The organism is Treponema sp. OMZ 840 (genome assembly GCF_050937815.1).
Taxonomy (GTDB): domain Bacteria; phylum Spirochaetota; class Spirochaetia; order Treponematales; family Treponemataceae; genus Treponema_C.
In genome coordinates, this window is sequence record NZ_JACDIJ010000018.1 from 14856 (window position 1) to 33825 (window position 18970).

The 18970-nt window shown below is 41.7% G+C and carries 20 protein-coding genes; 13 read left to right on the forward strand and 7 right to left on the reverse strand.

The genetic code is table 11. The annotated features are described in order from the left end of the window. Positions 1–31 precede the first annotated feature (31 nt). Genes sppA through H0R92_RS13250 form a run of 3 tightly spaced genes read right to left on the reverse strand, consistent with a single transcriptional unit; the run spans position 32 to position 2473 of the window. On the reverse strand, positions 32–1129 hold the full coding sequence (gene sppA / locus H0R92_RS13240; protein ID WP_432965863.1) for a signal peptide peptidase SppA: 1098 nt from the start codon (positions 1127–1129) through the stop codon (positions 32–34). Beyond that, positions 1126–1818: a DUF975 family protein gene (locus H0R92_RS13245; protein WP_432965866.1), complete on the reverse strand. Its 693-nt coding sequence runs from the start codon at positions 1816–1818 to the stop codon at positions 1126–1128. Before H0R92_RS13245 ends, sppA begins: the two co-directional genes overlap by 4 nt. Then, positions 1811–2473 (reverse strand): CYTH domain-containing protein, encoded by a 663-nt coding sequence (locus tag H0R92_RS13250; protein WP_432965869.1) that lies wholly within the window; start codon positions 2471–2473, stop codon positions 1811–1813. Before H0R92_RS13250 ends, H0R92_RS13245 begins: the two co-directional genes overlap by 8 nt. Before the next feature lie 132 nt (positions 2474–2605). On the opposite strand from H0R92_RS13250, the gene H0R92_RS13255 reads away from it, so the two are divergent. Next, the gene (locus tag H0R92_RS13255) at positions 2606–3004 is read left to right on the forward strand and encodes a 6-pyruvoyl trahydropterin synthase family protein (RefSeq protein ID WP_432965872.1); all 399 of its coding nucleotides are present in this window, start codon (positions 2606–2608) and stop codon (positions 3002–3004) included. An 85-nt stretch (positions 3005–3089) separates the two neighbouring features. Continuing rightward, a complete protein-coding gene (locus H0R92_RS13260; RefSeq protein WP_432965875.1) occupies positions 3090–4457 on the forward strand; it encodes a putative bifunctional diguanylate cyclase/phosphodiesterase in 1368 nt (455 codons plus the stop codon). A 16-nt stretch (positions 4458–4473) separates the two neighbouring features. Here H0R92_RS13260 and hisF read toward each other — a convergent pair whose 3' ends face one another. Next, the gene (gene hisF, locus H0R92_RS13265) at positions 4474–5250 is read right to left on the reverse strand and encodes an imidazole glycerol phosphate synthase subunit HisF (protein WP_432965878.1); all 777 of its coding nucleotides are present in this window, start codon (positions 5248–5250) and stop codon (positions 4474–4476) included. Between the two features lie 28 nt (positions 5251–5278). Next, positions 5279–5902 carry an imidazole glycerol phosphate synthase subunit HisH gene (gene hisH, locus H0R92_RS13270; protein WP_432965881.1) on the reverse strand — a complete coding sequence of 208 codons (624 nt, stop codon included), beginning with the start codon at positions 5900–5902 and terminating at the stop codon, positions 5279–5281. A 29-nt stretch (positions 5903–5931) separates the two neighbouring features. On the opposite strand from hisH, the gene H0R92_RS13275 reads away from it, so the two are divergent. The 11 genes from H0R92_RS13275 (at position 5932) to H0R92_RS13325 (ending at position 15289) form a co-directional block, all read left to right on the forward strand. Further along, complete coding sequence (locus H0R92_RS13275) at positions 5932–6243, forward strand: hypothetical protein (RefSeq protein WP_432965884.1); 312 nt, start codon at positions 5932–5934, stop codon at positions 6241–6243. 249 nt (positions 6244–6492) lie between these two features. Next, positions 6493–6990, forward strand: a complete 498-nt coding sequence (locus H0R92_RS13280) for an L-2-amino-thiazoline-4-carboxylic acid hydrolase (RefSeq protein ID WP_432965887.1) — start codon at positions 6493–6495, stop codon at positions 6988–6990. A 59-nt stretch (positions 6991–7049) separates the two neighbouring features. After that, positions 7050–8201 carry an ABC transporter substrate-binding protein gene (locus H0R92_RS13285; protein ID WP_432965890.1) on the forward strand — a complete coding sequence of 384 codons (1152 nt, stop codon included), beginning with the start codon at positions 7050–7052 and terminating at the stop codon, positions 8199–8201. A gap of 62 nt (positions 8202–8263) precedes the next feature. Further along, positions 8264–9139 carry a branched-chain amino acid ABC transporter permease gene (locus H0R92_RS13290; protein WP_432965893.1) on the forward strand — a complete coding sequence of 292 codons (876 nt, stop codon included), beginning with the start codon at positions 8264–8266 and terminating at the stop codon, positions 9137–9139. Then, entirely contained in the window at positions 9136–10161 is a 1026-nt protein-coding gene (locus tag H0R92_RS13295) for a branched-chain amino acid ABC transporter permease (RefSeq protein WP_432965896.1), read from the forward strand. Before H0R92_RS13290 ends, H0R92_RS13295 begins: the two co-directional genes overlap by 4 nt. Next, positions 10158–10955, forward strand: a complete 798-nt coding sequence (locus H0R92_RS13300; protein WP_432965899.1) for an ABC transporter ATP-binding protein — start codon at positions 10158–10160, stop codon at positions 10953–10955. Before H0R92_RS13295 ends, H0R92_RS13300 begins: the two co-directional genes overlap by 4 nt. After that, positions 10942–11652 carry an ABC transporter ATP-binding protein gene (locus tag H0R92_RS13305; protein ID WP_432965902.1) on the forward strand — a complete coding sequence of 237 codons (711 nt, stop codon included), beginning with the start codon at positions 10942–10944 and terminating at the stop codon, positions 11650–11652. The genes H0R92_RS13300 and H0R92_RS13305 overlap by 14 nt, the downstream gene beginning before the upstream one ends. 36 nt (positions 11653–11688) lie before the next feature. Continuing rightward, entirely contained in the window at positions 11689–12696 is a 1008-nt protein-coding gene (locus H0R92_RS13310; RefSeq protein WP_432965905.1) for a dihydroxyacetone kinase subunit DhaK, read from the forward strand. 12 nt (positions 12697–12708) lie between these two features. After that, positions 12709–13332, forward strand: coding sequence for a dihydroxyacetone kinase subunit L (locus H0R92_RS13315; protein WP_432965907.1), 624 nt, complete (start codon positions 12709–12711; stop codon positions 13330–13332). A gap of 3 nt (positions 13333–13335) precedes the next feature. After that, positions 13336–14619, forward strand: a complete 1284-nt coding sequence (locus H0R92_RS13320) for a serine dehydratase subunit alpha family protein (protein WP_432965910.1) — start codon at positions 13336–13338, stop codon at positions 14617–14619. A gap of 58 nt (positions 14620–14677) precedes the next feature. Further along, on the forward strand, positions 14678–15289 hold the full coding sequence (locus H0R92_RS13325; RefSeq protein ID WP_432965912.1) for a GntR family transcriptional regulator: 612 nt from the start codon (positions 14678–14680) through the stop codon (positions 15287–15289). Between the two features lie 111 nt (positions 15290–15400). Here the strand turns inward: H0R92_RS13325 and H0R92_RS13330 are convergent, their stop codons facing one another. Together H0R92_RS13330 and H0R92_RS13335 are read right to left on the reverse strand one after the other, a co-directional pair. Next, a complete protein-coding gene (locus H0R92_RS13330) occupies positions 15401–16936 on the reverse strand; it encodes a RecQ family ATP-dependent DNA helicase (RefSeq protein ID WP_432965915.1) in 1536 nt (511 codons plus the stop codon). 190 nt (positions 16937–17126) lie between these two features. Next, positions 17127–18632, reverse strand: a complete 1506-nt coding sequence (locus H0R92_RS13335) for an IMP dehydrogenase (RefSeq protein ID WP_432965918.1) — start codon at positions 18630–18632, stop codon at positions 17127–17129. Positions 18633–18970: the final 338 nt, after the last annotated feature.

The window sequence follows — 18970 nt, forward strand, 5'->3', positions numbered from 1 at the left end:
AAAAGTAACCGACTTTTTAGACAGTCCCGATTCAGGGTGCCCGGTAATAGTAAGCGGGCAGGGGAAGTTTTTCCGGAAGCCCGTAAAACGCCTGCGCCGATTCCAACAGCTGCTGTTCGAATGCGGCATTTTTAGCTTTTAACAGTGCGGATATGCGGCCGCCTGTTTCGTATAAATAATCGTAAACGGTTTTTTTGCGCTCAAAGCGGAAGTGTTCGGTCGATATATTTTCGCCGTTGTATAAGCTGTCTATCATATCGTCTACGGCGTTTTCATATACATCGACATAATCGATTAAGCCGTGTTTTTTTGCCTGCTGCGCCGTATAAATCCGGCCGTCCGCCAAGCGGCGCACTTTGGATATATTCATATCGCGGCTTTCGGCGACAATGCTTGTAAACTGGTCATAAGCTTCATCGGCGACCGACTGCATAATTGCGCGGTGTTCTTCCGTAAGCGGGCTGTTGATGTTAAACATATTTTTGTTTTTGCCCGCAGTAACGGTGGTCATCTTGATACCGTATTTTGCCATAAGCTCGGTTAAGTCCAACGATGTGGCGCTGATAACGCCGATGGAGCCGGTGAGCGTATTGCGGTTTGCGTAAATGGTATCGGCGGCGCAAGCAATGTAATAGCCGCCGGATGCGGCAAGCGGCCCCATATATGCCCATACGGGATTTTCGGTTATGTTCTTGTAATTTTGCAGAGCGATGTACACTTCATCAGATTGATACACACCGCCTCCGGGCGAGTCAATGTACAGCAAAATGCCGCGGTTTTTGGCATCTCTTATAAGTTCGTCGATGGTGTCCAAAAGCCATTCTTGATTATAGCTTTCGTTTCTGTCTTGAATAACCCCTTCGATATAGACGACCGCAATATAATCGTTAAACTTAAACGAAGAAAAAAAGCGGTCGGATTTTTTTAAGTGCGATGATGAAAAATGAAAATTTCCGCGCAGAGGTAAAAGATCAAGGGGAGAAACGCGGCGCAAAGAATCCGAGAGAGCCGTGAACTGCAATATTACTGCCGTTATTGCGGCAAGGATAACAATACATAATACGATTAAGCCCCGTTTTGCTTTTTTGCTTAATCCTTTTTTTTTCGGAGGTGCGTAAAAATCGCTCACTGTACGTCCTTGTGTACGGCGGGTATGCCGAAATCTTCATTTGTAAGCACGCCGCGTTTTAACGCATCGGCTTTTAAATAACGGTATGTATTTGTAAAGGTCGTGTACATATAGGGCATAAGCCACAACGAGCCGATACCTCCGGTAAGAATGGCGAGCAAAATCCAGCCGATAAAACTTAATGCCAATAAAAAGATGTCGGCTTTGTACCCCTTAGTCATTACCATACTGATTTTCATCGCTTTACGGACGGATACTTGCGGGTTTTCGGCAAGAATAAACGGCATTTGCGAATATGCAATCGCTTTAATAATACCGGGGATTATAAAAAGCAAACTCCATAAATAAGCCCATAATATCATCCACAAAGCACCTAAAACGCCGCGCCCCCACGCATTCAACGCTTCCAAAAATACGGAAAAGGTTGCTTTATCGGGATTTTCGGTTAAAACGAGATAGAACTTTGCCGCGGCTATATACAGCACGCCCATCACTGCCCATATTATTATCATCGTAATCAATACGACGGGCGTATTGCCGTCTGTGGTATTGTGAAGTTTCGCAATTATTTGCGGGATTGATATAACGGTAAATATTGCCAAAATAAGCAAAGTTATTAACACCGGCGTCGTCCAGTGTCCCTTTAATTGCTCGCGGGCTTGTTTTTTGTATTGACGGCCGTCAAACATGGTCGCCTCCTGTTATATTTTGTTTTTTGCCGGCAGCGGATTTTTGTGCTGCCAATAATTCACTGTAATACATCGGTTCGATCTGTGCAAGGGGGATACCGCATTTTTTTAAAATCGATTCCAGTTTTGCGCGTGCGCTTTCGGCGTTTTCGGCCGTTTTACCGGTAATTTCGAGTTCCAAAAAATCGCCTAAATCTTCGACTGTGCACAATTCGATTAAAACGTTTTCGTAAGTCCACTGCAAACAGTCTTTATGCTTTGTTAAAAAAGGCGAAAAACCCGCGCTTATAATAAGCCGTTCGAAAGCTGCGGCATCCGATACGGTAAACTCATGCTCTTTGTTTATTTCAAGAGCGTCTCTATGCTCCGCTGCCGCCTCTTTTCCGCCAGAGGATGTTCCGCCGATATTTTTTTGCTTACAGGTAACGAGGGTTCGAAGCGGATTATTTTCGTTTTCGGATTTTTCAATCCGTATGCGAAGCGAAGGTGTTTGCGTTATGGGGGTTTTATTTAAAAAAGAAGGCGCAAATGGAGCGGTTTGCTTCCAATAACTGTCATATTTTGCAATTCTTCCCCTATAATCTGCAAAAGAATGCAAAATCCGTATGAGGTTTTCTCTATCGTATACATGGGCTTTTAATTCGATTTCATACATTCTAGTGTAAATATATCATAAAAACTATAAAGATTCCATTATGCACATATTATACGCAAATATAAGAACGGACTTGCAGTATTATTGCATATTTTACTTGTAAAAAATTGTTTTTAGTATTAAAATAATTTTATGTATGAAGTTTGTGTTGAAGCCGATTTTTCTGCTGCACATTTTTTACGCAGTTTTCGCGGTAAAGGCGGAAATATACACGGGCATAATTATCGGGTTCTCGCTTACGCTCGGGGAGAAGAACTCGGAGACGACGGAATGCTGTTGGATTTCGGAGTTTTGACGGCAGCTTTACGCGAAGTATGTAAGGTGCTTGATTGCAGCAACTTAAACGAATTAAAAGAAAACGGCGTACCTGTTTTTAGAGGAAATCCCACTGCGGAACGTATAGCACGCTTTATTTTTTTACAATTGGAAATATTACTTCCGCGTTCCAATGCCGCTAAACTGTATGCTGTGGATGTGTATGAAACGCCTCGAACAAAAGCTCGGTATTCAAAGGGAAAAACCGGCATATAAACGGCACAGTTAAATTTTTAAGCAGCTTTGTAAAAATATGTTTGCCGCGTTATTGCAGCTTGCGGATTGTGTGAGGAGTACGACGATGAGTGTAGACGTTACAGTTGAAAATATGCTGTTAAAGCGTAAGCTTGCTTTTTATGAACAGGTTTTAAAAGAAAAAGAAAAAGATGCACTTACCAATGTTTTTTCAAGGCAAAAATTCTTTGATGAAACTCGTAAAATGCTTGATTCGAATCCGGATAAACAATTCGTATTTATGCGCATCGATATCGATCGGTTTCAGCTTATAAATTCTTTTTTCGGCTTGGAAGAAGGCGACAAGCTTTTACAATATCTTGCATTTAAATTAAAACAATTCTCTTTAGTTTTTCATAATAATATAATCGGCCGTATAGACGGCGATATTTTTGCTATGTGCTATCAATTAAACGGAAATGTTGAAGTGTTAAGTGCTATGCTGGCTCAAAGCATCGACTCGTTTACAAGCGGTTATCGTTCCGATTATGAACTGAGCATTTCTGCGGGTATTTATATCGTTGAACAAAACTCAATGGCGCTTGAAGAGATTTATTCGAAGTCCATTTTAGCTGCAAAAAAGTGTAAACAAACCGCGTACGGTCCTTCCTTTGCATTTTATGATAAAAGTTTAAGCGATGCGGTTATAAAAAATCAGCGTATTACCAATGAAATGCACATAGCTTTAAGCGAAAAGCAATTTGAAGTTGTTTTACAACCGAAATGCGATTTGGCTAGCGGCGCTTTAATAGGTGCCGAAGCCCTTGTGCGGTGGAACCATCCGAATGACGGTTTTATTTCGCCCGCCGATTTTATTCCCGTTTTTGAAAAAAACGGTTTTATTTACCGTCTTGACGAATATGTGTGGACTGCCGCCTGTTCTTATATCCGTTCTTGGCTTGATAAGGGGAAGTTTGTTGCGCCGATTTCGGTAAACGTATCGCGCTATGATTTACGCAACCCCGCTTTACCGGATAAGTTTAAAGGACTTTTAAAGCAGTATGATATTCCCATACAGTATTTGCATTTGGAAATAACCGAAAGCGCTTATGCGGAAGATTCGGCTTATATCGTAAAAGCCGTACAACGCTTAAAGGATGCCGGTTTGCATATTGAGATGGACGATTTCGGCACGGCGTATTCTTCTTTAAATATGCTTAATGAAATGCCGATAGATACGCTTAAATTGGATATGAAGTTTGTTCAGGGAACGGAAAAAGCACACGGAAAAGATATTCTTTTGAGTTTTATTATAAAATTGGCACACGCTCTTAATTTTTCCGTTATTGCCGAGGGAATAGAAACCGCAGAACAAGCCGAACATTTACTTTCATTGGGGTGTACGGCCGGGCAGGGCTATTATTTTTCAAAACCCATATCGAAAAAAGAATTCGATATATTTGCTTCAAAAAAAGCGGTAAAGGCCGTATCCTAGTCTGCATTGTAATGTGTTATCCTTTTTTTTCGATTCTTACGGGAATCCCGCGGTTTTTAAGTTCATTTTTAATGTCCCGCACCGTATATTGACCTGAATGGACAATACTTGCAATAAGGGCGGCGTCGGCTTTTCCGTCGGTTAAAACTTGTGCAATATGTTCGCTGCTGCCGCCTCCGCCGGAAGCTATTACGGGTACTTCGACCGCTTCGGATATAAGACGGGTAAGCGGTATTTCATAACCTTCTTTTGTGCCGTCCGCATCTATGGAATTAAGCACTATTTCGCCCGCACCGAGCTGCACTGCGCGCAGCGCCCACTCTTTTGCATCCAAATCGGTGGAAGTTCTGCCGCCGTTTATAAAAACGCGGTAGCCGCACGGCATAGTGTCGTCACGGGCGGCGTCCATTCCCAATACGATGCATTGATTGCCGAAAATGCGCGCGCCCTTAGCGATAAGATCGGGATTTTTAACGGCTTGCGAATTTAAGCTCACCTTTTCGGCTCCCGCCAAAATAGCCGCACGGATATCGTCTTCGGTGCCGAGTCCGCCGCCGACGCAAAAGGGTATAAAAATCTGCTTCGCCGTTTTCTTGATTAAATCCAAGTCGGGTCCCGTTCCGCGCGCTGAGGCCATAATATCGTAAAATACCAATTCGTCTGCGCCTTGGCGGCTGTATTCGGCAGCCATTTCCACCGGATCTCCTATATCGGCATTATTTTTAAAGCGTACCCCCTTTGTAGTGCGGCCGTCTTTTACATCGAGGCATACGATAATCCGCTTTTTTAACATGGGCTTTCCTTTTCCGCTTTTGCGGCGTTTATAAAGTCAACTCGGCAAAATTCCGTAAAACGGTTAGACCGATTTTTCCCGATTTTTCCGGATGAAATTGGCATGCATAAATGTTTTGCGCATGTATTGCCGCCGGAACTTTAATACCGTAATCGGTATAGGCGCACACAACCGTATCGTCCGCAGGCTGAATTACATAAGAATGTACAAAATACATATCGCTGTATTCCGGTATATTTTTAAACAGGCGGCATTCTTTGTCCGCATATCTGATATCGTTCCAGCCCATATGGGGAATTTTTAAATCCGTATTAAAGGCGGCAATATTCGTAAAATGTTTGATTGTACCCTTGAGTAAAGCCAAACAAAAAACGTCGTCCTCTTGCGAATATTCAAAGATGATTTGTGAACCGAGGCAAATGCCTAAAAGAGGTATTCCTTCGGCGGTTTTATCTTTAAGAAACGAATCGAATCCCGTTTTTTTTAACTGCTTCATCGCATAAGCCGCATTTCCGACACCGGGGAAGATAATCCGGTCGGCATGTGCGAGGTCCTGCGGTTTGTCCGCTATGATGTAATCGATGTGTAAAAAATCCAAGGCATGTTTAACGCTTTGGATATTTCCGGCCTTATAGTCGATAACTCCTATCATAATCGTATTGTACTTTGCATAGTACACTCATGTCAATTCTAAGAATTTTATGTTTTTATGCCGATATACAGTATATGGGTTCTCTTGCCGCATTTTCGGTTATAGTACGTGTTATATCGGATTTTCGTTTGATAATCGCTTGTATTACGGTTTTAATATACATTAACTTTATTTTTTATGTTGCCCGGTATAAAAAAAAGCCGCGAATTCAGAGAAAGCGTTTTATTCAAGTTAAAGCGGCAGCGGAACAAAAAAATACCGCTTCCGGAGAAGTCGGCGACACGGAAGAAGTAAACGACGCTTCAGATAGCGGAAACGCCGGCGGCATACGGGACGAATAAGCATTGCCGAGTACATCCGTGTACATTAAATAAAGTATTTTTTTCCATTTATACTTCCTTTCTTTGTCAATTCGGATAAAACAGCTATCTATTTAGGACGGGTTAAAAATTTATAAAAAAAGGTTGCGCTATTTAAAAAGCTGGTTTATAATATACCTATTGATATGATTAGTAATATCTTAGTAATCATATCAATAATTTAAAAGGAGAGAGCTATTTTGCTGTCAAGCATAAATTAGGAGGTTTTAAATGTCAAAGATTGTAAACAATCCTGACGCGGTTTCACCGGAAGCACAAGTAAATCGTAGCCAAATTGAGCACCGTGCTACATGGATGGGGCTGATTTATGATGAACTTCAAAAAGCAGGTGTTCCCAATGCAGAAGAAATTATGCGTAAAGCAATTATGCGTTGCGGTGAAATCCATGGAGGCCGTCTTCTTGCACGCTGTAAAGATGCCGACGATGTCGCAGAATTTGAAAAGGTTTTCTTAAATGATGTCGGTAAAGCATCTTTTCACATGAATAACATTCAAGCATCTAAAGATAAGTTGCATATATCTTTCAATTATTGCGCTTTGTGCAGTGCATGGCAGCAACTCGGTTTTGATGACAAAACATGTGAAAAGTTGTGTGACATGGCAATGGACGGTGATCGCGGCATTGCAAAGGCTATGGGCTTAAAACTCGATCTCAATGATACAATTGCAAAAGGTTGTAAGACATGTGAACTCGTATTTCATAAATAAGGTAAATAAGGATGAACGGTTGTTTTAAACTTAAGAACAATAAAGAGTAGGAGGATTCAATGAAAAAATTAATTGTAATTTTAACAGTATTGTTTTTATGTGCAAGCATTATAGGTGCAAAAGGCAGTTCAGACAAAGAAACGGGTAATATAATTGAAATTGGTGTACTTGCTCCGCTTACAGGAACAAATGCAGAGTACGGTAAAGGTTTTCAGGTCGGCGGACAAATGGCTGTTGACGAAATCAATGCAAAAGGCGGTATTAACGGTTATAAACTTGTTCTCAACATAAAGGATTCGAAAGGCGATCAAAAGGAAAGTTCCGATTTATGCCGCCAACTTGCAGATAATGATAAGATTTTAGCAATTATAGGTGATTTTACAAGCGGTTGTTGCATGGCAAACGCCCCGATAGTTGATGAAGCCAAAATTGTACAATTATCTCCGACAGCATCAAATCCGACTTATGCCGGTATGAGTGATTGGTGTTTTAGCATTATGGGACGGCAAGACGGCGAAGCTCCGTTTTTTGCACGCTATATTTTATCAAAATATCTAGGTGTAAAAAAGGTGGGCGTTATCTATATCAACAGTGATTGGGGGATTTCTGCATTTGACAACTTTAAAAAAGAAGCAAAAAAAGTAGGACTCGATATCGTTGCGGAAGTCAATTATGTACAGGACGAAAAAGATTTTTCATCCCTCATCACCCGTCTGCGTTCTGCGCGTCCCGATGTTGTTCTCATTATGGATCAAGGCGCCGTACCTCAAATCATTAATCAAATTCGTGCATCGGGATGGGATATCCCGCTTACAACTCTCGGCCCGGGAACATCCGAGCAGCTTATTAACTTGACAAAAGAAAATGCAGAAGGTCTTTTACTTTCAACGCCTTTCTTTTTTGATCCGGCCGATCCGAAACTTACTGCATGGAAAGATGAATTTACAAAAAAAGCGGGATTTCAACCGACTGTTCACCCCGCATGTGCATATGATTGTGTATATCTTATTGCAGATGCAATCCGGCGTTGCGAAGGCGGCAAGGTTACGCGGCAGGCAATTCGCGATAATCTTGCTTCCGGTAACTTTACCGGAATTACAGGACCGCTCAAATTCAACCCGGCAGGAGATATAACACGTGTCTATATGATTTGTGCAGTAGAAAAAGGACAATATATTGTAAAGGCGGGCTTTGATTATTCAAAGAAATAATAAAAATTATTAACGGCAGTTGTATTCCAGCAGCTGCCGTTTTGGAAGAGCCAGAGTGTGTTATGGAATATTTTTTAAACCATCTTATTAATGGGTTTTGCCAAGGTGCCGTGTATGCGCTTATGGCAATCGGGTATTCAGTGGTTGTGGGGGTTGTCGGCATGGTAACCTTTACGCACGGCGAAGTAATTATGATAGGATCGTTTGCTGCATTCTATATATTCCAAATGTGCGGAAACAACATTTTTCTGGGTATCGTTTCAAGTTTTTTTGCATCATGGATACTTGGTATTATTGTCTATAAAGTCTGCTATGAAAATTTCTTTACAGCTCCGCGTCATATCTCTCTTTTGTGTACTATCGGGTTTTCAATGCTCGTCAAAAATCTTGCACAAATTATATTCGGCCCTAATCAAAAACCAATGCTCGATGTTATTGAACCTCGATTTTTCAAAATAGGAACCGTTCAGATATCACAGGTACAGCTGTTAATAATGGGAACGGTAGTTATTCTTGCCGCATTACTTTCCTTTTTATTTACTCGTACCAAATTCGGTATCAAGCTTAAAGCGGTAAGTCAAGACAAAACAGCTTCCTATATGATGGGAATTAATGTGAAACGCATAGCAATGCTCGGAAATTGTCTCGGATGCGGACTTGGGGGAATTGCCGGACTCTTATCAAGTATTTATTATCAAATGCTTCAAGCGACGATGGGCGGCTCCATGGGGATGAAAGCTTTTTCCTCATCCGTACTCGGCGGTTTAACCGATGTAAGGTTTTCCGCTCTCGGCGGCATTTGTATAGGCATTATTGAAAATTTCGGTATTATGATTTCATCTGCAAGTTTCCGTGATATTTTTGCTTTCGGCTTTCTTATCATTGTACTGATTATCAAGCCGACCGGCTTTGTCACAAAACACGGAGTAAAAGTATGAGTACAATTAAAAAGAACATTAACATAATCAATGAATGGTGCAAACAACACTATATTATCACGTTGTTAATTTTAATTGTTATAATGAGTTCTATTCCGTTTATTTATGGAAAAAGTTACTTTATGGGAGTTATGTGCCGTATTTGCTTATATGTTTTGCTTGCAGGTGCTTTGAATATTATTAACGGATACAGCGGAATGACATGCCTCGGCGCTGCAGGTTTTTTCTGTGTCGGAGCATATACTGAAGCAATTCTCACAACTCGAATTTCTTGGAACTTTTGGCTTACTATCCCCATTGCAGGAATTGTTACCGCAATTATCGGAGTGTTTGTAGCGCTCCCGACACTTAAAATGAGCGGGATTTATTTGTCAATCGTCACTCTCGGGTTTTCAGAAATTGCACGGCTTATAGCTCTTAACTGGACAGGATTAACAGGCGGAGCACTAGGCATCAAAGGTATTCCAATTCCACAATTTTTCGGTATTCCGCTCAGAAGTCCTAAGCGCTATTATTTTGTGTTTCTTGCGTTTGCTGCATTATTCTCATTGATTTCTTATCGTATTATTAATTCTCGAATCGGACGGGCGTGGATGTCTATTCGTGAAAATGAACTTGCTGCAAAAAGTCTCGGTTTGGATTCAGCACGATATAAAATATCGAATTTTATGTACGGTGCATTTTGGATCGGTGTTGCCGGTGCAATTTATGCACCGTATGTACGTTTTATCGACTCGACATATTTTACGCTTGATGAAGGATGGAATATTCTTTCCATGGTTATTATCGGCGGACAAGGAACGCTCATAGGACCGGTTGTCGGTTCTATAATCGTTAATTTTCTTACTGAAATACTGCGCCCCGTAGGACAATGGAGACTTGTTGCATACGCACTTTTAATCATTATCATGATGTGGTTCCGTCCCCAGGGACTTGTTGGGGCGTCTGCAGTTGCAGGTAATTTGAGTTTGAAAAGATTTGTTGTACGTACCGGAAAGACGAATAAAGGTAGGCAAAGATGAATACTTCTGTTTTAAAAGCGGAAAACATCTGTAAATACTACGGCGGACTTAAAGCAGTAGACAAAGTAAGCATGGAAATTGAAAAAGGTGATATATTCGGTATTATCGGACCGAACGGTGCCGGTAAAACTACATTTTTCAATGTGTGCTCAGGCATAGATCGTCCTACTGCAGGAAAAATCTTTTTTTGCGGAGAAGATATTACCGGTATGAAACCGGAAAAAGTTGCAGCAAAAGGTATGGCCAGAACCTTTCAGAATATTATGCTGTTTCGATTTATGTCTGTTTTGGAAAATATAAAAATCGGTTTTCACTTACAACTAAAAACAGGATTTGTGAGTGCAATTTTACGGAATAAAACGTACCAAAATGATGAAAAGTTCACACTGGAAAAAGGACGTGAAATCCTTGCAATGATCGGGCTTGAAAAATATGCAAATACGCTTGCAGGAAATTTGCCTTATGGAATACAACGCAAAGTTGAAATTGCAAGAGCTCTTGCTTTGGATCCGAAAATACTTTTGCTTGATGAACCGGCCGCAGGCATGAATCCGAATGAAACAACATCACTGTCGGAGTTTATTATAAAGCTTAATGACTTAGGCTATACCGTTGCAGTTATTGAACATGATATGAAATTTGTTATGAGAACATGTAAAAAAATACTTGTTCTTAATTTCGGACAAAAAATATGCGAAGGAACGCCGGATATTGTCAAAAACAATCAGCAAGTACGGGAGGCCTATTTCGGTAAAGGACTTATAATAGGGGAAAAATTACATGTTGAAAATTGAAAATTTAAATGTCAATTACGGCAGTATTTCCGCTCTTCGTAATGAAACTATTACCGTAGGAAACGGGGAACTTGTTACACTCATCGGCGGTAACGGTGCCGGTAAAACTACTACACTTATGGCAATTTCCAATCTTATACCGAAAGTAAGCGGAAAAATTATATTTAAAAATAAAGATATTTCACAGCTTTCTCCCGATAAAATTGTTAAAATGGGACTTGCACATGTTCCGGAAGGTAGAAGAATATTTCCGGGGCTTACGGTCTACGAGAATCTCGTTGCAGGTACAATGGGGAATTCTGTTATTAAAAATAAAGATATACCTCAGCTTATTGAAGAACAATACGAACTCTTTCCGCGTTTAAAAGAGCGGGAAAAACAAATGGGCGGTTCTCTTTCCGGCGGGGAACAGCAAATGCTTGCTATTGCTCGTGCTCTTATGCTTAAGCCCGATATTTTAATGCTTGATGAGCCATCTCTGGGACTTGCGCCGATTATAGTAGAAGAAATCTTTGAACTTTTGGTAAAACTTAAGATAAAAGGTAAAACGATTTTACTTATTGAGCAGAATGCATCGATGGCATTGTCAATTGCGGATCGCGGATATGTTCTCGCGCTCGGCGAAGTCATTTTGGAAGGAACCGGACGCGCACTTCTTGCTAATCCGGAAGTAATCAAAGCCTATCTCGGAGGTTGAAATAATACGTATTTTTAATGATTTTAGGAGGAGATTATGAAAAAAATTATTAACAAACCTGAAGATTTTGTGAATGAAATGATGGAAGGCATTGAACTCGCATACGGTGATAGAGTACATTTTCTTGACGGTGACTGTCGTGTACTTGTATCAGGATATCCGGTAAAAAACAATAAAGTTGGCATTGTAACGGCAGGCGGTAGCGGGCACCTTCCTGTGTTTTTAGGGTATGTCGGACGAGGTATGCTGGACGGCTGTGCAATCGGTAATGTGTTTGCATCTCCTTCTTCGCAGAAAATGCTGAACATGATTAAAGCATGTAATCACGGCAGCGGTGTTTTATGCTTGTATGGAAATTACGGCGGCGACAAAATGAATTTTGACATGGCTTGTGAAATGGCCGAGATGGAAAATATTAAAACAAAAACAGTACTCGTATGTGATGATGTTGCCTCAAGTCCGAAAGAATTGGCGGATAAACGACGCGGTGTTGCCGGTATGGTTTATGCATTTAAAGTTGCAGGAGCGGCTGCGGATAAAATGATGAACCTAGATGAAGTAACCAATATTACGAAAAAAGCTCTTGCCAACATCCGCAGTATGGGTGTAGCGCTTTCTTCATGTATTTTGCCTGAAGTCGGAAAGCCAACTTTTACAATCAAAGAAGATGAAATCGAAGTCGGTATGGGTATCCATGGAGAACCGGGAATAAAAGTATGTAAGATGATGAATGCCGATGAGATTGCAAAAGTTATTTTGGATGAAATTTGCAGCGATATGTCTCTGAATTCTGGGGATAAAGTGTCGGTTATGGTAAACGGATTAGGTGCTACCCCTCTTGAAGAACAGTTAATTGTATTTCGTGCGGTTGCAAAAATTTTAAAAACAAAAAATGTAGAAATTTTTATGCCGCATATCGGCGAATTTGCGACATCCATGGAAATGGCAGGACTTTCAATTACTGTATTTAAACTTGATGCACAGCTTGAGGAATTACTTAGGGCGCCTGCCTCGACACCATTTTACACCAATGAAAATAAATAACAGAGGTATTGTATGAATGCACAAGATGTAAAAGAGGCGTGTAAATTTATCAGCAATATAATGACAGAAAACAAAAATTATCTTATTCAGCTCGATCAACAAAACGGTGACGGAGATTTGGGTATTTCGATGAGCGAGGGGTATAAAGCTGTAAGTGACTTTCTGAATAATTCCAATGAAACGGATTTGGGCAAGATGTTTATGCAGATGAGTATGTCATTCAACGAAAAAGCCCCTTCATCGCTCGGAACAATTACATCAATCGGAATGATGGGGATATCAAAAGCTCTTAAAGGAAAAACTGTTACTACTTTAGAAGAAACGGCTGCAGCATTCAAAGCCGGTATTGAAGAAATCAGTGCAAAATGCGGTTCAAAAATCGGCGAAAAAACAATACTGGATGCTCTTATTCCTGCTATTGATGAACTTGAAAAGTATGCTATTGACGGGGAAAAAACAGCCTTTGCATCAGCCGCTGCGGCTGCCGCACAAGGTTCGGAAAAAACAAAGAATATGAGGGCAGTGCATGGGAGGGCTGCATATTACGCGGAAAAGAGTATCGGTGTACTCGACGGAGGTTCTGTGGTCGGGAAATTAATCTTTGAGGCAATCAGCAATTACTGTCAAAGCAAATAATGTATGAACAAAAGAATTTATGAAGCATATGTCGCTATTCTTGAAACGGAACTTGTGCCGGCACTCGGTTGTACCGAACCTATTGCAATTGCCTTTGCAGCAGCAAAAGTACGTGATATACTCGGTACTTTTCCCGAGAAAATACAAGTAGATGCGAGCGGTAATATTATTAAGAATGTTCAAAGCGTTACCGTACCGAATTCCGGCGGTCTCAAAGGTATTGATATAGCGGCAACATTAGGCATAATCGGTGGAAATCCAAATAATAATTTGGAGGTTCTCGCCGATATTACCGATGAACAAATTAAAAAAGCGAAACAACTTGTCGCGAAGGATTTTTGTAAATGTACACTTATCGAAGGCAAAGATAATTTGTACATTCGAATAACAGCTGTAGATAAATCAGACAGGGCAGTTGTAGTTGTTTCTAAAAATCATACAAATATTTCATATGCCGAGAAAAACGGAAAAGTATTAATTGATGAACGAATTCATGAAAAAACAACAGGAACGGATCAAAATACCAATAAAGAATTACTATGCATCAAAAATATTATTGAATTTGTCGATGAAGTAAATCTCGAGGATGTAAGAGTTGTCATAGAGCGACAAATTCAATATAATACTGCTATATCGAAAGAAGGGTTAACTCACGGATACGGTGCGCAAGTTGGACGTACAATTAAAAAATTATATGATTCTAGAGATGTACGTGTCCGTGCAAGAGCCGCAGCTGCGGCCGGAAGCGATGCACGTATGAGCGGTTGTGCAATGCCCGTTGTTATAAACAGCGGCAGCGGGAACCAAGGGATGACTGTATCCTTACCGGTCATCGAATATGCAAAAGCATGGAAAGCGCCACATGATAAATTGATTCGTGCGCTTGTTTTAGCAAATTTAATTGCGCTTTTGCAAAAGCGCTATATCGGAAATTTGAGTGCTTTTTGTGGTGTCGTCTGTGCTGCAGTCGGCGCCGGTTGCGGTATAACTTATTTATATGGCGGTGATGAAGCAGCAATTACTCGTACTATTACAAATACACTCGCAAATATCGGAGGTATTGTTTGCGATGGGGCGAAGCCGTCATGTGCTGCAAAAATAGCTTCTGCACTTGATGCTGCAATTCTGGGTTTTGAACTGGGTGTACGGGAAGGTATTGTATTTAAGAATGGGGAAGGACTTGTTAAAAAAGATGCCGAAGACACAATCCGTAGTTTCGGTCGTGTCGGAAAAAATGGTATGCGTTCCACTGATATAGAAATATTAAATATTATGCTTGAAAAATAGGATAAAACTAATAATGGCCATAACAAGAACAAAATATTCAAGTACGACTTTGAAGGATATGTATTACAATATTATTTTACAGCGCATTATTCATGACGAATATAAATCGGGAGATATTATTACGGAAAAATCCCTTGTCGATGAATTTAATGTAAGTAAATCTCCCGTTCGGGAAGCTCTTGTTGCTCTCTGTAATGAAAAATTATTAAAAAGCATTCCGCGCTTCGGATATGAAGTAACACCGATTTCTGATAGAACAATCAAAGAGGTGCTCGATTATCGCATTATTTTAGAATGCGGGTATCTTAAAAAAAATTGGAATACAATAACAGAAGAACAAATAACACAGCTGCAAGATTTACTTTATAAGGATTATAGTACGCCTACACAGCGGGAAGCTCTTGAACATTGGGAAAAAAATTGCGACTTTCATTTAACACTTTTTTCTTTTTCAAACAATAAATTTGCATATGAAGAATTTGCAAATGTTCTGCGAATTCTCGGAATTGCTTATGTACGGTCATATTGGAAAAAACTTCACCTTACAAAAGTAAGTAGTTCGGCCAATTATCATAAACAACTTATTAATTACCTTCTCAATAAGAATAAAGAAGCTGCTATTGAATGTTTAAAAAAAGATATCGTAGAATTTTTCACACCCGGAAACTGAAATCTCCGTTTATGAATATAAACGATTTGACTCTAATTAAAGAAAAGTTTTAAATCGAACATCGAACATATTGCTACCTTGTTTAACTTAAGTTTTTACGCGGCAATGTCCTTAAATAAAGTATTTTTTTCCATTTATACTTCCTTTCTTTGTCAATTCGGATAAAACAGCTATGGCGCTTTGTCTGTCCCAAATATGTGTATGCCATTTTGCGGCACTCATGCGGTTTTTGCGGAGGCAAAATTCCGTAAGACCCTTTTCCGATGTGTATCTTTTACGATTTTTATGTAAAAACCGCATAAAACTTTCGACATCTTCCGCCGTATTTTTTGCCTCTTTTTCGCAGACATCGCAGCCGGAACATACGCAGCTTTCTTCACCGAGAGCCTTTAACAGTACCTCTCTACGGCAGCTTAAAGTATTTGCAAAATCGGCAAGTACCGCATAGCGCTCACCTTTTTCCGCGCTTTGTTTATCCGCTTTTTCTTTATCCGGAAGCGACCATAACAAAACGGCCCGGGCAGGCTCACCGTCGCGTCCTGCGCGCCCGGCTTCCTGCACATAGGCTTCGGCGGTGGAAGGCGCGTCGTAATGGATAACGGTACGGATATCCTTTTTATCCACTCCCATGCCGAACGCACACGTGGAAATAAGCACCGCATCTTTTTTAGGATAAAACCATTGTTCCGTTTCGGCCTTTTCTTCGCGCGTTAAACCGGCATGGTAAAAGCGCACGGTATCCGTTTCATCGCACCTGTGTAAAAAATCGCGCAATATAAGGGCAAGTTCCTTTGTGCGGCTGCGGCTTGCACAAAAAACAACTGCGGGGCGCTTTTCCTTCATAATAAGTTCAATAAGTGCGGGTGTTTTAGCCGCGCAGCGGTGCACCGAATAATGTATGTTCGGCCTGTCGGTTTCGCCGCGCACAATGTGAACGTCATTTGCGAATAAAACTTCTGCAACGCGATTTAAAACCGTATCCGAAGCGGTCGCTGTAAAAGCCGTTACCGTTTTGCAGCCCAACTGCTGTATAATCCTGCCCAGTTCCAAATATGCGGGGCGGAAACTGTCGCCCCATTCGCACACACAGTGCGCTTCGTCTATCGCAATGTGGGCTATAGTGCATTCGGCCAAACGCTTTACCAGCGATTCACTTTGCAGTACTTCGGGGTTTGCAAGAATAAAGCGGGCGCCTCTTTTTATGCGCTCAAAACACTCATTCCGTTCGTCCTCGCTTTGACCGCCGCGGAAGACAACCGTATCGAGCTTTGCTTCGTCCAGACGACGCTTTTGGTCGTTCATAAGGGCAAGCAGGGGATAGATAATCAGCGTAGTCCCCTTCAAAAGAAGGGCCGGTATCATAAAACACAGCGACTTTCCCGCCCCCGTCGGCAAAAGGACGATTTGATTACCGCGCTCGCCTTCTTCGGCGGCTTCAAGAATATTTGCAATCACCATACGCTGCCAGGGATAAAGATATGCGATACCGAAGTACTTTTGCGCGGCATCTGCAACCGGGTCGGCGGCAACCGGGTCAACAGTATGAACCGCCGCGTCAACGGGTACACCGCAGTTTGGCCGACAGTATAAATCGGCGTTTACACTGCCGGCGCCGTTTTTCAGGGCTATTTTATATTCTTCCTGCATACACGCTCCTATAGTATATATAGGCGCAGACTGCATTTTTTTTAGACTTTTTGTAAAAAAAATTGTATAAAATTGTATAAAACGGAAAACAAGCCTAAAAAAAAGGTTGCAGAAATTAAAAGAAAATAAAAAAAGCTGTCTTAAAAGCGCTTACTTTTCCGACAGCCTGAATCTTATTACTCCTCGAACCTTATTCGGCCCTTATTGTCGTATTTTTTACGACAACGTCGTGCGATGAGCCTTCGGCGATTGACGCTTGGGAAACAAGGGTAATGCGCGCTTTTTGCTGCAATTCTTCAATGCTTAAAGCGCCGCAGTTGCACATTGTGTGTCTGATTTTACTCATACTCACACCCACATTGTCGTGCAAACTTCCCGCATAGGGAACATAGGAATCGACGCCTTCTTCAAACGACAGTTTGGCACTGCCTCCGAGGTCGTAGCGCTGCCAGTTGCGCGCGCGGTTCGAGCCTTCGCCCCAATATTCTTTAACGTAATTGCCGTTTATAATCAGCTTATTGGTCGGGCTTTCGTCAAAGCGGGCAAAATAGCGGCCGAGCATTACAAAGTCCGCTCCCATTGCCAAAGCAAGGGTCATGTGATAATCGTGGACAATACCGCCGTCCGAGCAAATCGGAATATAGACGCCCGTTTTTTTATAATACTCGTCGCGCGCTGCGGCTACCTCGATAACGGCGGTTGCCTGACCGCGTCCTATACCCTTTTGTTCGCGCGTTATACAAATGGAACCGCCGCCTATACCGATTTTTACAAAGTCCGCTCCGGCTTCGGCTAAAAACAAAAAGCCTTCTTTATCGACGACGTTCCCCGCACCCACACGCACTTCTTTTCCGAATTCGGTATGAATATCGTTGAGGGCGCGCTTTTGCCACTCGGTAAACCCTTCAGACGAATCAAGACAAAGCACATCGGCACCCGCTTTTAAGAGGGCGGGAACCCTTTCCATATAGTCGCGCGTATTTATACCCGCCCCCACAACATAGCGGCGGCGGCTGTCGAGCAGTTCAAGCGGGTGCTCTTCGTGGCTTGCATAATCTTTTCGGAACACCATCGAAGTAAGACAGCCGTTAGGCGCAACGACGGGAAGACAATTCAGCTTATGCTTCCAAATCACATCGTTCGCTTCGCTTAAACTTATGCCTTCCTTGCCGGTAACCAAGTCCGCAAGCGGCGTCATATAATCGCGGATTAAAGCTCCCGCAGGCGTATGCGAAATACGGAAATCGCGGCCCGTTAAAATACCGACAAGGCGGCCTTCGGCGGTTCCGTCCTCGGTAACGGCAATGGTCGAATGACCCGTGCGGGCGGTCAGTTCGAGGGCTTCGTGCAAAGTTTGGTCGGGACGGAGGTTTGAATCGGACGATACAAAGCCCGCCTTATGTCCCTTTACCTTTGCAACCATTTTAGCCTGATTTTCGATGCTTTGCGAACCGTAAATAAAGGAAATACCGCCCTCTTTTGCCAAGGCGATTGCCATTTTGTCGTCGGAAACCGACTGCATAACGGCGGAAACGAGGGGAATGTTCATATAGAGTTCGGACACTTCACCCTTGCGGAATTTTACCACAGGCGTGCGTAAACTCACCTTTGAAGGAATGCATTCTGCCGACGAATAGCCGGGAATTAAAAGATATTCGGAAAATGTATGCGATGTTTGTTCGTAAAAATATGCCATAGATAATTATAAAGGCCTTACCGATTGTTGTCAACAGGGAATTTCCCTGACCTTTTTTCCCGTTCCCTTCTCTTGACAAATATGTTAGCTTATTATAACATAACATCGTTACTGTTCTGTGCATACTTGTGATCGAATAAGCGGATTTGATACATATCGGAATCCTCAGCGGATTTTTAGACTTAATGATATTGAAAAAAACTTTGAAAAAGCGGGAATGTTCTGAACAATGAACAATGGGTGATTGATAACGGCTAATGTGTAATTTTAATTGCCGATCTTTGCAGAACAGAACTGATAAGTTCTGATGAATTGCTCATCGAATTTTTTTGGAGGTT

Coding starts and splice junctions, on each gene's coding strand:
- H0R92_RS13280 (WP_432965887.1), top strand. CDS start 6,493: ATGTCAAAGATTGTAAACAATCCTGACGCGGTTTCACCGGAAGCACAA.
- H0R92_RS13320 (WP_432965910.1), top strand. CDS start 13,336: ATGAACAAAAGAATTTATGAAGCATATGTCGCTATTCTTGAAACGGAA.
- H0R92_RS13310 (WP_432965905.1), top strand. CDS start 11,689: ATGAAAAAAATTATTAACAAACCTGAAGATTTTGTGAATGAAATGATG.
- H0R92_RS13285 (WP_432965890.1), top strand. CDS start 7,050: ATGAAAAAATTAATTGTAATTTTAACAGTATTGTTTTTATGTGCAAGC.
- H0R92_RS13325 (WP_432965912.1), top strand. CDS start 14,678: ATGTATTACAATATTATTTTACAGCGCATTATTCATGACGAATATAAA.
- H0R92_RS13330 (WP_432965915.1), bottom strand. CDS start 16,936: ATGCAGGAAGAATATAAAATAGCCCTGAAAAACGGCGCCGGCAGTGTA.
- H0R92_RS13260 (WP_432965875.1), top strand. CDS start 3,090: ATGAGTGTAGACGTTACAGTTGAAAATATGCTGTTAAAGCGTAAGCTT.
- H0R92_RS13305 (WP_432965902.1), top strand. CDS start 10,942: ATGTTGAAAATTGAAAATTTAAATGTCAATTACGGCAGTATTTCCGCT.
- hisF (WP_432965878.1), bottom strand. CDS start 5,250: ATGTTAAAAAAGCGGATTATCGTATGCCTCGATGTAAAAGACGGCCGC.
- H0R92_RS13250 (WP_432965869.1), bottom strand. CDS start 2,473: ATGTATGAAATCGAATTAAAAGCCCATGTATACGATAGAGAAAACCTC.
- H0R92_RS13295 (WP_432965896.1), top strand. CDS start 9,136: ATGAGTACAATTAAAAAGAACATTAACATAATCAATGAATGGTGCAAA.
- H0R92_RS13300 (WP_432965899.1), top strand. CDS start 10,158: ATGAATACTTCTGTTTTAAAAGCGGAAAACATCTGTAAATACTACGGC.
- H0R92_RS13290 (WP_432965893.1), top strand. CDS start 8,264: ATGGAATATTTTTTAAACCATCTTATTAATGGGTTTTGCCAAGGTGCC.
- hisH (WP_432965881.1), bottom strand. CDS start 5,902: ATGATAGGAGTTATCGACTATAAGGCCGGAAATATCCAAAGCGTTAAA.
- H0R92_RS13335 (WP_432965918.1), bottom strand. CDS start 18,632: ATGGCATATTTTTACGAACAAACATCGCATACATTTTCCGAATATCTT.
- H0R92_RS13245 (WP_432965866.1), bottom strand. CDS start 1,818: ATGTTTGACGGCCGTCAATACAAAAAACAAGCCCGCGAGCAATTAAAG.
- H0R92_RS13315 (WP_432965907.1), top strand. CDS start 12,709: ATGAATGCACAAGATGTAAAAGAGGCGTGTAAATTTATCAGCAATATA.
- H0R92_RS13275 (WP_432965884.1), top strand. CDS start 5,932: ATGTCAATTCTAAGAATTTTATGTTTTTATGCCGATATACAGTATATG.
- H0R92_RS13255 (WP_432965872.1), top strand. CDS start 2,606: ATGTATGAAGTTTGTGTTGAAGCCGATTTTTCTGCTGCACATTTTTTA.